General features: G+C 41.2%; 10 protein-coding genes and 1 pseudogene. 7 read left to right on the top strand and 4 right to left on the bottom strand.

Annotated features, from left to right (window positions below; translation table 11 throughout):
* Positions 1-58: 58 nt before the first annotated feature.
* Positions 59-2,308, top strand: coding sequence for a sensor domain-containing phosphodiesterase (locus tag DYH48_RS10390; protein WP_115334718.1), 2,250 nt, complete (start codon positions 59-61; stop codon positions 2,306-2,308).
* 219 nt (positions 2,309-2,527) lie between these two features.
* Here the strand turns inward: DYH48_RS10390 and DYH48_RS10385 are convergent, their stop codons facing one another.
* Positions 2,528-3,541 carry a D-alanine--D-alanine ligase gene (locus DYH48_RS10385; protein WP_115334717.1) on the bottom strand — a complete coding sequence of 338 codons (1,014 nt, stop codon included), beginning with the start codon at positions 3,539-3,541 and terminating at the stop codon, positions 2,528-2,530.
* Positions 3,542-3,806: 265 nt separating this feature from the next.
* Positions 3,807-4,448: a GGDEF domain-containing protein gene (locus DYH48_RS10380; protein ID WP_256613046.1), complete on the bottom strand. Its 642-nt coding sequence runs from the start codon at positions 4,446-4,448 to the stop codon at positions 3,807-3,809.
* Between the two features lie 484 nt (positions 4,449-4,932).
* Between DYH48_RS10380 and DYH48_RS24095 the strand changes: the two are divergent.
* A pseudogene (locus DYH48_RS24095) lies at positions 4,933-5,022 on the top strand (GNAT family N-acetyltransferase); the annotation flags it as partial.
* A 45-nt stretch (positions 5,023-5,067) separates the two neighbouring features.
* Here the strand turns inward: DYH48_RS24095 and DYH48_RS10370 are convergent.
* Entirely contained in the window at positions 5,068-6,543 is a 1,476-nt protein-coding gene (locus tag DYH48_RS10370) for a DUF6035 family protein (protein WP_256613043.1), read from the bottom strand.
* Between the two features lie 21 nt (positions 6,544-6,564).
* Positions 6,565-7,143: a recombinase family protein gene (locus tag DYH48_RS10365; protein ID WP_107881344.1), complete on the bottom strand. Its 579-nt coding sequence runs from the start codon at positions 7,141-7,143 to the stop codon at positions 6,565-6,567.
* Between the two features lie 169 nt (positions 7,144-7,312).
* On the opposite strand from DYH48_RS10365, the gene DYH48_RS10360 reads away from it, so the two are divergent.
* The 5 genes from DYH48_RS10360 to DYH48_RS10335 all read left to right on the top strand — a co-directional run bounded on the left by DYH48_RS10360 (position 7,313) and on the right by DYH48_RS10335 (position 13,599).
* Positions 7,313-7,573, top strand: a complete 261-nt coding sequence (locus DYH48_RS10360; RefSeq protein ID WP_011638898.1) for a type II toxin-antitoxin system Phd/YefM family antitoxin — start codon at positions 7,313-7,315, stop codon at positions 7,571-7,573.
* Entirely contained in the window at positions 7,573-7,884 is a 312-nt protein-coding gene (locus tag DYH48_RS10355; RefSeq protein ID WP_011074407.1) for a type II toxin-antitoxin system RelE/ParE family toxin, read from the top strand. The genes DYH48_RS10360 and DYH48_RS10355 overlap by 1 nt, the downstream gene beginning before the upstream one ends.
* Positions 7,885-7,907: 23 nt before the next feature.
* Positions 7,908-10,994 carry a Tn3 family transposase gene (locus DYH48_RS10350; protein WP_115334715.1) on the top strand — a complete coding sequence of 1,029 codons (3,087 nt, stop codon included), beginning with the start codon at positions 7,908-7,910 and terminating at the stop codon, positions 10,992-10,994.
* 308 nt (positions 10,995-11,302) lie between these two features.
* Positions 11,303-12,502 (top strand): ParA family protein, encoded by a 1,200-nt coding sequence (locus DYH48_RS10340; protein WP_011979538.1) that lies wholly within the window; start codon positions 11,303-11,305, stop codon positions 12,500-12,502.
* Positions 12,502-13,599, top strand: a complete 1,098-nt coding sequence (locus DYH48_RS10335; RefSeq protein WP_115334713.1) for a ParB family protein — start codon at positions 12,502-12,504, stop codon at positions 13,597-13,599. The genes DYH48_RS10340 and DYH48_RS10335 overlap by 1 nt, the downstream gene beginning before the upstream one ends.
* Positions 13,600-13,637: the final 38 nt, after the last annotated feature.

Here is a 13,637-nt window from a genome sequence, read left to right as displayed (position 1 = left end):
TAAATATTTTAACATTGTGAATGTGTATTTATATTGCAACTTTGTTTCTAAGGGAATTATGGCGTACGGCGTTAATCTTCCAGATCTGCTCGACCATGCTGACGTTAAACTCGCCCACAATGTCAGCATAGCTTGCTATAGCAGTGTTCTCTCTATGCTGCTTAATGGCGCACCGCTACATGAAATCTTGCACGCCTTAGTGCTAAAAATCGAAGCGCAAAAGATAGGCACTCGTGGATCTATATTACTGCTCAGCGGTGATGGCAAACGTTTGTTGTTAGGTGCTGCGCCCCATTTGCCCGACAGTTACAACCAAGCGATTAATGGGGTCGAGATTGGCCCAAATGTTGGCTCCTGCGGAACAGCGGCGTATTTCGCAAAGCGAGTTATCGTTGAAGACATAGCTACACATCCCTATTGGGAAAATTATAAAGAACTGCCATTACGCGCCGGTCTTAAATCTTGTTGGTCTGAACCTATCAAAGATACTCAAGGCAAAGTGCTCGGTACATTTGCCATGTACTACGATACGATAAAGTCCCCAACAGAGCTTGATTTAGAGCTTATTTCAGAGGCAGCACGATTAGCCAGTTTAGCCATTGAACGCAGTCGGGCAATGGAGTTTCAGCGTTTAGCAGTGAAAATTTTTGATCGTTTACCTTTGGCACTGGTTATCTCCAATTCCGATGATTCCGTTCTCTATGCTAACCCCGCTTTTAAACACATCGTTCTTCCACAAGATATTGATATTGCGAACTTTAACCCCAAGATGTTTTTATCTGCGTCTCAATCGAATGAGTTAGTCGGCCTATTTGAGCATTTAGCGCAGGATAAAATGTGGCAGGGGGAATTGGTTGGCTTAAGGGGCAATGGCGAGGAGTTTTATCTAGATCTTATCGTCACCACATTTAGAGAGCCCAACGGATTACAGCCGTGTTTTGCGTGGCTATTTTCAGATATTAGTGAGCGTAAAAAAGCGGCGCAGCTGATTAAGTATCAGGCTAATAATGACTCGCTGACTGGGCTTGCTAACCGTAATGCCTTGTTTAAACAGATCCAATCCTTAATTACCTCCGACAGTCTGACGCCCGGATTTAGTTTTATGCTGATGGATTTAGATAACTTTAAACAAGTTAACGACACCCATGGTCACGACAAAGGTGATGCGTTATTAGTGCAAGTGGTGCGGCAGATTTGCGAGTGCCTCAATGACACTATGGTGTTTGCGCGCCTCGGCGGTGATGAGTTTGCCTTACTGTTACCTGGGATAGTCAATCAGAAAGAGTTGGCGCAACTCGCTGAAACAATTAATAAGCATGTGGCGAAACGTTATGTACTTGCCGATGGCAAAGGCGTTTATAGCTCGGTCAGTATAGGGATTGCGCGTTTTCCAGAAGATGCCCTCGATCTCGAGCAGCTGTTAAATTGCGCCGATCAGGCCATGTATATTTCTAAGGCTAATGGTCGTAATCGTTATCATTTTTTTACTGAGCAAATGCAGCTCAATGCCGAGCGTATTGCTAGCCTTCATAATCAACTCAAGCAGGCACTCGATCAACAGACTTTTGAGCTTTATTACCAGCCCATAGTGAATGCGACCACAGGTTTGATTGTTCGCGCCGAAGTGCTGCTGCGCTGGCAGCATGATGGGCAATTCATTCCCCCCGATGAGTTTATTCCCATCGCGGAGAACAGCGGCTTAATTGTTGATATTGGTCGAGATGTGCGCCTTGGCGCGATGCAAACCATCTTAGAAATGCAGGCTCATAATTGGCCGATTAACTTATCGGTGAATGTGTCGACCTTTGAGTTTTGGTCCCATGAACTGCAAGATGCCTTTGTGGATTCCTTTGCCGCGATTACCGAGCAACTTGAGGTGACAGATTTCCCCTACGACAGGTTAACCCTGGAGATCACTGAGTCTTTGCTGATGAAGCAACATACACATCTTATTGATGTGCTTAATGGTTTGCGGATTAAGGGGATTAAAATTTCCTTGGATGACTTTGGTACTGGCTACTCGTCCTTGTCCTATTTGGCGAATTTCCCTATCGATCAAATTAAGATCGACAAGAGCTTTATCGACCGATTAGACGAAGGCAAGCGTCACGAAGCGTTGGTGGAGGCCATAGTGCGGTTAAGCCATGCGTTAGATTTAACCGTGACGGCAGAAGGGGTGGAAACTGAGTCCCAACTTAAGTTTGTGATGTCGAATCATATTCAAGAAATTCAAGGCTATCTTTTCTATAAACCTATGCCTAAAGCCGCCTTCTTTGCGCTGTTGGCAAAGCAAGCTGAGCTGCATTAGGGTTTTAACGTTTGACTTTGATATTTGACCTAGATGTGAGGGCGGCTTAATCAGCGACAGTTTGATTTAGACATCGGATTTAGATGTAAGTCATAATCCAAGGTTTAGATATAAAATATTGAAATATAAAAACAAAAAGAGCGCCTCGGCGCTCTTTTTATTACTGAAAACGTGTGCTGCACACAGTATCTGCGTTCACATTGAGTCAGGTGGCGAGACCTAAGATTTAGCGGTTAGCTGACCGTTAATCACTAGGCTCAAGTATTCAGTAAAATCGTGACCGTGATTTTGCAGCATTTTAGGGAACATAGAAATCGGCGTAGAACCTGGGAAGGTATTGATTTCATTCAATAGAATTTCATTGTCCGCGGTTAAGAAAAAGTCGATGCGTGACAGGTGACGCAGCTTCATTCCTTTAAATGCCTTGATTGCATAGGCACGGATCTGTTCGCTGATCTCAGCTGAAACATGCTGCGCGACAACATCGGTGCGCGCTTTACTGTTTTTGGCGTATTTCTCATCGAAGGTGTAGAAGGTGTTGGTATCACAGATGATTTCACCTGGCACTGTCGCCACCACTTCACCGTTGTACTCGTAGACTGCCACTTCTAACTCGCGGGCTTTAATGGTTTTTTCAACGATCACATAGGGTGCATAGCCGAATGCATCCTTAAGCACGCCTGCAACTTTATCGCTGTCATCCACTTTGTAACAACCAACAGAGGAACCCTGCGAGGCCGCTTTAACGAAGATCGATCCCCATTGTGCTAAAGCCGCTTGGGTTTGCTCAATCGCCGCATCATCGAACTGATTCAGGAAAATATACGGCGTATTAGGAATACCTAAGGCCGAGAACCACATTTTAGCGGTGATCTTATTGAAGCAGTTGCTGCTCGCTTCGGATTCGCAGCCCAAATAGGGCAGTTGGATCAGATTAAAATAGGATTGAATGTCGCCGGTCTCGCCGGGATAGCCATGAATGCAAGGAATGACGTAATCGACTGGCCATGGCGTTTTGCTTTCATCACGGAAGCGAATCTCGCGGCTATTGGTCAGCTCACAGTCGTCACCAGCGGCAGTGCGGTACTGGCCGAATTTATCCAGCTCGACTCGCAACACGGAAAACTGCTCAGATTTTGCCAGTGAGGTTTCAAAATAGTTGGCCGACATTAACGAAATATCGTGTTCGGCACTTCCGCCGCCGCACAGCAAAAGCAGATTGATCTTAGACATTATGATTCCTCAAAGTGAGCAAAATCGGATGATATCGGCCTGTGGCAATACGAACATCATCCTATAGTACAACCGCTGTCATCTTAGTTTTCTTGTCCCTATGAGTGCAAGGTTTTGCTGACTGACGGCTATTAAGTGGTGAATTTTAACGCATTTAATCGCATTGCAAATGAGGGCTTGTGCATTTGCGAGTTTATTTTGATTTTTGTGGGCTTGGATAGTGATTCTTTGCATCACTCATTCGTCGCTATAGTCAGACGGATGATTACGCGCGAGCGACAACACAATTGCGTCCTGCATTTTTAGCGTTATACAGCAGGTTATCGCAGGTTTTAAGCCAAGTGTCTAAGGTGTCAGCTTGACGTAAATCAGCAACTCCGATACTGCAAGTGACTTGGGTGTGTTGGTCGAGAAAGTGTTGTTCCTCAATACTTCGTCTAAGGTCTTCGGCGACAATGGCAGCCGACTCAAATTGAGTATTGGGTAGCAAGATCAGAAATTCTTCTCCGCCGAAACGGAATAATAAGTCGTCTTTTCTGATCTTTTTTTGGATATGTTGACTGAATTTATTGAGTAATTGGTCGCCTATGATATGACCTAAATTATCGTTCACCATTTTGAAAAAATCGATATCTATCAAGAGTAAACTAGCAGGGATTTGCTGTTGCTGATACTCATAGACGCTCTGCTCAAGCTTAGTTTTGAGTTGTTTACGGTTGAGTGCTCCTGTGAGCTCATCCGTATTGGCTAAATGGACTAGAGCTTGTCTCTGTTTATTAATGATATGCGCAAAAATAGCGGCAAAGATAATGCAATCAAAGGTGGCGACTGAGAACCTCAGAACTAACTCGACTGACTCTACCTGTAATGCACTCACTAAACTGATACAGGCATAGAGGGTGCTCAATATTAGGCTTGATTTTAGATTGAAAAGGAAAAAGAAGATAAATACTGTTGGGGAAATATAAATTAATCCTTTATAGCCTATTTCATAACAGCTAAAAATGATGGCCCCACAGATTATGAGTAGCGTCAGTTGCTTCTGGAATAAATTCGATTTACGCCTTATCTCTAAGATTAATGTAATGCATAAGGGTAATAAGGCTATGCCAAAGACAAAAGTAAGGATGTAGTCTTGGTGGATGTAACGGTAAATAACGAAGGTACACAGTGTCAGTATTGCGGCAAGCATAAAAAGTATCGCTGGGATACGAGGAATAGAATACTGTTCCTTTAGTTCCATATTTACTACCGTTAGTAAGCATTGATGAGGCTAGTTTAGCTCACAAGTCATTATTACAGAGCATATAATGGCAGTTTTTACTAAAACTTGTAGCGACTCAAAATGCGAAACAGACTAAGGGCGAATTAATATACGGAGAACGGGCGATATGGCGAGTATAGATATGGAGAGTAAAAACATTCGGTTAGCTCAGTTACACGATGCAGAGAGTATTCAGCTGCTACTTGAGCAGCTAGGCTAAATTTGCCCAACGCGCCAAAAATGTAAAGTTAGCAAAACTACGCTACAATCCTCTTTGCTCACAGATAGGATCAGAAGCAAACCATTCTAGAAAATCATCTAAACTTGAATTTATTTCGATAGATTTTTTCATAGGATCATTCAATCGTGTCAGTACATTAGGCGTATGTAAAAGCTCTTCTTTATGTTCGCTAAGTTCGATAGCACGTAAGCAAAGTGCTTGGTATGGTTTAAATGCTTCATAGTCGAAAAAGTTATGAACAGCTCGCGCATAGGATTTTTGTCTTCTACCCAACTTAGTTGAAAGATCATACCCAAGGATTAACATAATTTTTTCGAGCACACTTAAGCTCATATTTTTGTGGAAACCAAAGTATAAATGGCTTAATTTTAATGCAAATTGTTCCCAACGCTTATATGAACTAGGCATGTCTGATGAGTAATATCGAATGATAGTTAGCACAGTGCTTTTTACTTGCAGTACACGTCGATAATAGTCTTCTTTAAACACAGAATGCAGCCAATCAGCATCGCTGCTCATATCGAGAGTTGGCCAGCATATCTTGGCAGCAACTAAAAATTGGCTCCAATCGCGGTATTCTTGGTTTTTGAAATGATCAATATTTGCTAAAACTCTTAACTTCCCTTGTTCAACCAAATCAGCTTTTAGTGCACGATCTAAAGCGTAAAAGTCCCTATAAAAAGTTTCACCATCGTGATGGGTGAGTTGGTCATAGGTAACACTATATTGGCACCAATCATAATAAATCTTTTTACCAGCTAAGCTGGGCTCCCACACTTTCGTTAATATCGTAAGCTGCTTGTTTTCGACTGATTCGGAAGCTAAAAATTTATTGAAAATGAACCAGTTCCCTCGGTTACAAAAGGCAATATCCTTCTGGACTTGTTTTACCGCAATTCTTTCTTTATCAAAAAAATCAAGGATCTGATCTTCATTCTCGGCACTTAGCCAAATCAATGGCCATTCTTTTTCCTGATAGAAATGCTGTCGGTCAAGGATGACTTTTGGGGATTCACTACGAAGTTGGATTTCAAACGCAACATCTTTACCGAAATAACGAGCATGGAGGTCGGGTTTTGCACGTTTGAGCTTGTCTAGGCTAAAAACAAACTGCGTATCGACATCAATCACTTCCCAATTGGGGAGGTTAATAAGCGTCTTAGCGAGTAGCTCTTTCATTTGCCAATGCTTATTTCCCTCACTTACTCCAGCGTAAATTTCCGCACGAGATTTACTATCAGATTTCCAATCGCAATCAATCCCTTCTGGATGACTAAAGTAATATTGATGCCCGTGCCGACTATCGTCATCTCGTTTTGCATGAAGATACACCAGTTGTTTACAGTTTTGACAGACGAAACGATGGTGTTTTATGTTGGCTTGACGTATTTCTTGTAGTTCATGCTGTTCATAGATCCAACTTAATGATTCAACCCAAATGGACTCATTACGCTCGGTATCTATAACAATAGGGATTTGGCGCTTAGTATTTTCCATAATCTCGCAGCTCTTTAACATCTATCGAGTAGGGGAAACAATTGATTGTTTAACTGAATTTATAGCCCGATAAATAGAAGCTTCTCCAAGGTGATACTCCTTGGCAAGCTGACCAATAGTGGCCCCCTCAGCTCTTTTATCATAAATCGCTTGTTTTAAGGTGTCTGTAAGTTTTACAGGCCTACCAAATTTAACTCCATTTTCATGGGCCTTTGCGATACCTTCGGCCTGTCTCTCTGTCCGCAAGTCATTTTCAAACTCAGCAATAGCTGCCAACATATTGAACATGAGTCTCCCAGTCGAAGTGCTCGTATCGATGTTCTGATCGATAACGAGCAAATCAATACCTTCACTTTGAAAACGCGAAGCAATCTGGGCTAAGTGGACGACTGAGCGAGCAAGACGATCGAGTCGGGTTACCACTAGGGTATCCCCTTCACGTAAATAACTCATGCAAGATTGAAATTCAGACCGTTCAGCCGTCCTCCCACTGCGTTTTTCTTGATATATCTTATTGCACTCAGCTCGATGTAACTTGCCCAGTTGCACTTCTAAGCTTTGACCCGTGGAACTCACTCGAGCATAACCAACTTTGGACATAAATTACCATATCTCTTTAAAGGTTTTGATAATGCACTTATGATAGTAGTTTTGATAGGCAATAACCAGAGCTGTCAAATAGTATACATTTTGATAAGGTGCATTTTTGACTTTTATCGCCCAACTGGTGTAAATTGAGCGAATCGAACGATTCGTTTAAAGGTGATAAATGAACACTCTTTCAGCCAATGAAGCAAAAATTCACTTTGGAGATTTGTTGCTCAAAGCCCAACAAGCTCCAATCCAAATTAATAAAAATGGCAAGCCTGTGGCCGTTGTTATTTCAGCTGATGCATACCAAAGTATCGAGACACTAAAATTACATTTGCTTCAATCCAAAGCGGTGAAAGCCATGACTGACATCAAAATGGGCAATTTGGTTGATGGTAATACCTTTTTTGATGAGCTGGCTGCAGGGCAGTATGACTAATGGCAGTAACTTATCATTTAACACCTGATGCACAGTCTGATCTGATAGGCATTCACCGCTTTACGTTAGCCCAATGGGGGGCTACTCAGTCAAAGACCTATTTATCCGGACTTAAACAAACGATTCAGCTGCTGGCTGAAACACCCACCCTTGGGAAAAATAGACCCGAGGTACGCATGAATGTGTTTAGTTTTCCTTATTCAAGTCACGTCATCTATTACATCCAACATGAGCATCAATTCGTTGTATTTGGGATCTTACATAAAAGTATGGTTCCACTTACTCATCTCGCGGAGCGGGAAACAATCTGATGTAGTGAAATAAGAGGTTATCCATGAAAAATGACGCTCGGCGGCTATCTATTTTGTCAACCGATGAAATAGATGAACTGTTTGGATTACCTCATTTCTCAGATGATGACCGTCGATTATATTTTGACTTAAGTGCTAAAGAGCGCGAGCTATTCGACAATACCCGAACGTTTTCTGTGGCAGCCCATTTAGTATTGCAATTGGGCTATTTCAAAGCCAAACGGCAGTTTTTCAGTTATGAACAAGAATCATCAGTATTGAATGACTTGGATTATATTACCGCGCTGTACTTTCCCACCAAAACGCTTTCAAGACTGAAAAGTCCCTCGAGACCGATTAGGGCTGAACAACAACGAGCAATTCTTGATTTATTCCAGTATAAACAATGTGATAGTGAGGTAAAAGTTGATTTGGAAGATAAAGCACAGTGGGTTGCGATGTTATCGACACAACCTATCTTTATCTTTCGTGAATTAACCCAATACTTAGCACTACACCGTATTGTCATGCCCAGTTATCGGTATATGCAAGAGATGATTGGTAGAGTGGTGGCTTATGAACGCACCCGTATTGCTCGATTACTTAGCACTTGCATGACTTCACTTATCGATCAGCAATTGGCGGCTTTGCTTCGGGCAGAGTCTGGATTGTTTCGCGTCAGCGCATTAAAACATGAAGCTAAAGATTTCAGTTATAAAGAATTGCGACATGAAGTCGCACGGCGGCAGTTTTTCCAGCCTCTACATGAGTTTGCCAAGCAGTTCCTCATAACAGCGAGGATCTCCAATGAAAGCGGCAAGTATTATGCTTCTATGGTTAAGTTTTATACCACTTATAAACTTCAACGCATGAAAAATGAGACTGCTCAGTTATATCTGCTGTTTTTTGCTTTTCATCGGTTTCAGCAAATTAATGACAACTTAATTGAAGCATTGCTCCATTGGGTCGATCAATATGAGAAACAGGCCAAGCGTGCCGCTGAAGAAGCAATGAATAATGCAGTTACCAATGCAGCGAAAAATTTACAAGCCGCGGGTCATGTATTGAGCCTGTTTACGGATGACACCATCACCGATGACACACCTTTTTCCGTTATTAAAGAAAGAGCCTATGCATTGCTTGAACAAGAGAGATTCCCATTAGTTGCTGATTACTTACGCAATATTGCTTTCGACAAAACGGCATTTGAATGGTCACATTACACAAAATTATCAGCCACATTCAAACGTAACTTAAGGCAACTTTTTACTGATCTGGATTTTGCTGGACGTGTAGAAGACTCTCCTTTGCTTGAAGCTATCGCGTTTTTACAAAACTTGTTGCGCACAGAAAAATCACCAAGGCAAACTGACCCTAGTGCATTTCCGACTGAGATTATTCCTAAAGGTTTACGCCGATATTTGTTTATTAAAGAGGGTAAAACATTTAAAACGCTAGATGTAGATCGCTATGAGTTTTTGGTCTATCGCCTACTACGCAACTCACTGGAAGCGGGTGATGTGTACGTTAAACATAGTAATGAATTTCGCCGCTTTGAAGATGACTTAATAAGCGATCTTAGATGGCAGGATAAAGAACGAGTATTGCAAGATATTGGTGCACCCATTTTATTGGCCCCTATCCAAGATACTCTGGCTGTATTTCATACTATGCTAGCAGCACGTTATAGTGCGATTAACCAACATATTTCTGATGGGGTCAACAAACATATTAAAGTGATTGGAGCTGCCGAAAAACGTCGTTGGAAGCTGCTTTATCCGAGCAGTGATGAATCCGTTAATAGCGATTTTTACAGCCAGTTACCAGGAATTGGCATTGCGGATCTGCTGTGGTTCGTTGCGGGTAATACTGGATTTTTGAATGCATTTACCCATGTATTAGATCGTTATGTAAAGCATGAAGCTGATCCTCGTGAAATTTTCGCCTGTATTGTTGCGATGGGAACAAACATGGGGTTAGCAAAAATGGCTGAAGTTTCAGGTCTTAGCTCAGCATCAATGGCGGGAACGTCTAGAAATTATCTACGCTTGGAGACGTTGCGAGCGGCTAATGATGCGATTAGTAATGCAACCAGCCAGCTACCCGCATTTCATCTCTATGATATTCAGGACACACTTCATTCAAGTAGCGATGGCCAGCGGATGGAAACGCAAATTAACACCCTTAACGCTCGATATTCTCCTAAGTATTTTGGTTTACAGAAAGGTGTCAGCGCCTACACGTTGGTTGCAAATCATGTTCCTATAAATGCAAAGATTATTGGGACTCACGAACATGAAAGCCATTACGTTTTCGATTTATTGCATAACAATACCTCTGATATAAAACCAGAACGGCATTCCACTGACACCCATGGCACCAATCAGGTTAATTTTTGGATTTTGCATGCATTTGGATATCATTTTGCACCTCGTTATCGTGATTTGCATAAGAAAATGGATACGTTAGTCGGCTCACAACATCCCAATGAGTGTGGTGACTGGCTAATAAAGCCTGCACGAAAAACCAACGATGAATTGATTGAACGTGAATGGCCCAATATTCAACGTATCATGGCATCGCTAGCTCAAAAAGATGTTACTCAAGCCACTATTGTTCGCAAACTCACGAGCTATTCGCGTCAGAATCAGACCAAGAAAGCATTATGGGAGTTGGAAAATATATGCCGAACGCTATACATTCTCGACTTTGTCGACGATGTTGGCTTACGTCAATGTGTACAAAAAGCATTAAATCGTGGTGAAGCCTATCACCGTCTCAGGCGAGCTGTTGCATTTGTTAACGGTGGAAAATTCAGAGTAAAAACGGAAGAGGAGCAACAAATTTGGAATGAATGCTCTCGGCTCATCACCAACGCGGTCATTTACTACAACACAGTGCTGCTATCTCGTGTCTATGAACAGAAGCAAACAGTAGGAGATCAAAACGCACTGGCTCAGCTTCACAGTATTTCGCCCGTTGCATGGCAGCACATCAATATGTATGGCAATTTTGAGTTTAGTCCATCAACCTCAAAAATAGATATCGATGCATTGGTTGCTCGATATGCTGAACCAGAATATTGGCAACAAGCGTTGACGGAGAACGAGGATTCAAGTGAGAAATTTTAGAGCTTAAAGCTAACTTTACATTTTTGGCGCGTTGGGCAAGTTTAGCCAAATTGTGACATAAGTTTAGTTACCTTTATCCTAGGTTGTGGCACAGGCCAGTGATGATCTCGACCATCATCATTGGCCGTATTTTTATCCATCATTTCTCATTTCAATACCCTCAACTTCCGTATTTCGTTGTTTGGCCACATTAACAGTCTGACCAAATTCGGGTACTTTTACCTTTAAAATAGCAATTCCATCGAATACAAGTGTACACATTAAATATTAAGGTATACACTTATATTTAATTATTTAAGGAGAATTTCATGGATAGCATGCAGACTACAGAGACTTTTCAAGTGCTTAAAATGGGGGCTGATGCCTATATTAAGCGACGTAACCAACGCCTATTGTCTAATCACCGGAAAGAGTTGCGAAAATTTACGCGTGCAGAAGCCTTTACCTATTTGGATATTGACGCAAAAACACTTGATAAATATGTATCTACAGCGGATTTTGATCCAAGGCGGCATGAAGATTCTCAATGGCTAATCAACATAGAAGAAATGTATCAGTTACGAGATTTGCTGCCAGAAAACTTGCGTAAAGCATCTAAATTTAAGCGCAGTGATAACCAGAAAATGCAGGTTATTGTTATACAAAATCAAAAAGGTGGTGTTGGTAAAACCGTTTCTGCTGCAACAATTGCTTCAGGCTTGGCTACTGAGTTTCATCAAGAGTATCGGGTAGGCCTTATCGATATGGATGGTCAAGCTACTTTGTCCATGTATTACGCACCAGAAGCAGATCTAGAAGGTTGTTTATCTGTTGGCGATCTCATGATGAATAATTTTGATCTAGATGAAGGTGAGACTCTTGAACAAGTCGTTTCAAACGCATTCTTACCTACAACTATACCTAATCTCCGTATTTTGCCGGCATCACAAAGTGATAGAGCTATTGAAGGTTGGTTTCATGAACAAGTATTTGGTCAAAAGTTAAAGTCTCCTTACTCTCTTTTGAACACGATCATCAATGCTGTTCAAGATGAATTTGATATTATCATTATCGATACCCCTCCCTCATTAGGGTATGCAACTTATAATGCATATTTTGCTGCTACCAGTGTAGTTTTCCCATTGTCCATTACAGAAAACGACATTGATGCTACTTGTTCCTATTTTAGTTATATCCCTCAAGTGTGGGCTTTATTGGCTAATGCTAATCATCATGGTTATGATTTTATGAAAATTTTAATTACAAATCATCGTGATAGCGCTACAACAACCGACCTAATGAATAGTTTATACGATCATTTTGCGCCTTATATGTACTCAAATGAATTTAAACATAGTGAAGCTATTCGTCAGTCATCTTCGTTGCTTTCTACCGTGTTTGATATGTCTAAGAGTGAATACCCAAAGAGTAAAGCGACTTTCCAAAGTGCACAGCAAAATTGTTATGAAGTAACCAGCCAAGTCCTAAGAGATATTGTGAACGTCTGGCGTGAACAGGAGCAAGCATAATGGCTAAAAAACGTGGGGTAATGAGCCCTCTAGGCAATGCTGTAGGTGCCGAAGAAGCACAAAAAAATGCAGCTAAAGCTAATATTGAGTCTTTAAAACGCCAAATTACAACTGAAATAGAAAAAGTAAGTGAAGACGTAACGTTATCTCTTCAAAATCTATTTGGTCTTGAATCTGTAGGTAAAAGCTTCTTATGGCAATTAGCTTCGGGTGCTACCGCTACATTTACCGAAGCAACGTTATCATATGAACAAGTTCGCGATAGTACCTATGTGACTTTTGATGTTAACGGGCGTGACCAGGCATTATTAAATGCAGATTCTCTACAAGATCTCGATTCATTAGCCTTCCAGCAATTTTACCCAGCAGTCGCGAGAGAAGTGAATGGTAAACTCGATGTGCTAGATGGTTCTCGACGCAGAGCTTGGTTTTTACTGCAAAATGGTGAAGTTAATATATTTCGCATACTGGTAACTAAAGATGATATTTCACTTTCAGATGCTAAAGCTCTAGCTAAACAGCTCCAAACTGCAAAAGAACATAACCTACGTGAAATTGGCCAACAATGCTTATCTTTGGAAAAAGCGAATCCTAAGATTACACAGGCTGAAGTAGCATCTCAACTTGGAATGAGTCAGGCTGGTGTGAGTAAAGCTTTAAAAGCCGCTAAGGTGGATGAACGTTTGGTGAAGCTTTTTCCTGTAGCTAATGACTTGTCACATACTGACTACGCTTTGCTTAATAAAGTTATGGAAGTATATGAATTTGAAGATGAATTACTATCATTCATCAATGATTTGACTAAAAAAGTTGTCATTATTCAGGCTGAATATTCTAGGGAAGAACGTAAATCAGCTATCACCAAAGCGATAAAATCTGAACTTCAGATCGCTAAGGATATGAATAATAAAGCACAGGTTAGTGTTACCAATCTTGCGACATTTGACAGCTCAGGTATTTATGCAAGAAAGCGTATCAAAGGGCGAAACTTCGCTTATGAATTTGGACGATTGTCTTTAGATGTTCAACAGCAGTTAGATGTTGCTATTGCAGATGTTTTGAAAAAAAATAAATTTAACACAGTATCTGATATTTAATTTAAATCAAAATTGAGTGTTAGTTAAGCCATTTCTGT

This window comes from Shewanella baltica, assembly GCF_900456975.1.
Classification (GTDB): Bacteria; Pseudomonadota; Gammaproteobacteria; order Enterobacterales; family Shewanellaceae; genus Shewanella; species Shewanella baltica.
Note: the sequence above shows the minus strand (reverse complement) of the source record. Positions and strands in the feature narration are given on the sequence as shown.

What these genes read in the sequence shown, in the direction of transcription:
- DYH48_RS10360 (WP_011638898.1), top strand. Translation starts at nt 7,313, where the DNA reads ATGAACACTCTTTCAGCCAATGAAGCAAAAATTCACTTTGGAGATTTG.
- DYH48_RS10370 (WP_256613043.1), bottom strand. Translation starts at nt 6,543, where the DNA reads ATGGAAAATACTAAGCGCCAAATCCCTATTGTTATAGATACCGAGCGT.
- DYH48_RS10350 (WP_115334715.1), top strand. Translation starts at nt 7,908, where the DNA reads ATGAAAAATGACGCTCGGCGGCTATCTATTTTGTCAACCGATGAAATA.
- DYH48_RS10390 (WP_115334718.1), top strand. Translation starts at nt 59, where the DNA reads ATGGCGTACGGCGTTAATCTTCCAGATCTGCTCGACCATGCTGACGTT.
- DYH48_RS10335 (WP_115334713.1), top strand. Translation starts at nt 12,502, where the DNA reads ATGGCTAAAAAACGTGGGGTAATGAGCCCTCTAGGCAATGCTGTAGGT.
- DYH48_RS10340 (WP_011979538.1), top strand. Translation starts at nt 11,303, where the DNA reads ATGGATAGCATGCAGACTACAGAGACTTTTCAAGTGCTTAAAATGGGG.
- DYH48_RS10355 (WP_011074407.1), top strand. Translation starts at nt 7,573, where the DNA reads ATGGCAGTAACTTATCATTTAACACCTGATGCACAGTCTGATCTGATA.
- DYH48_RS10365 (WP_107881344.1), bottom strand. Translation starts at nt 7,143, where the DNA reads ATGTCCAAAGTTGGTTATGCTCGAGTGAGTTCCACGGGTCAAAGCTTA.
- DYH48_RS10385 (WP_115334717.1), bottom strand. Translation starts at nt 3,541, where the DNA reads ATGTCTAAGATCAATCTGCTTTTGCTGTGCGGCGGCGGAAGTGCCGAA.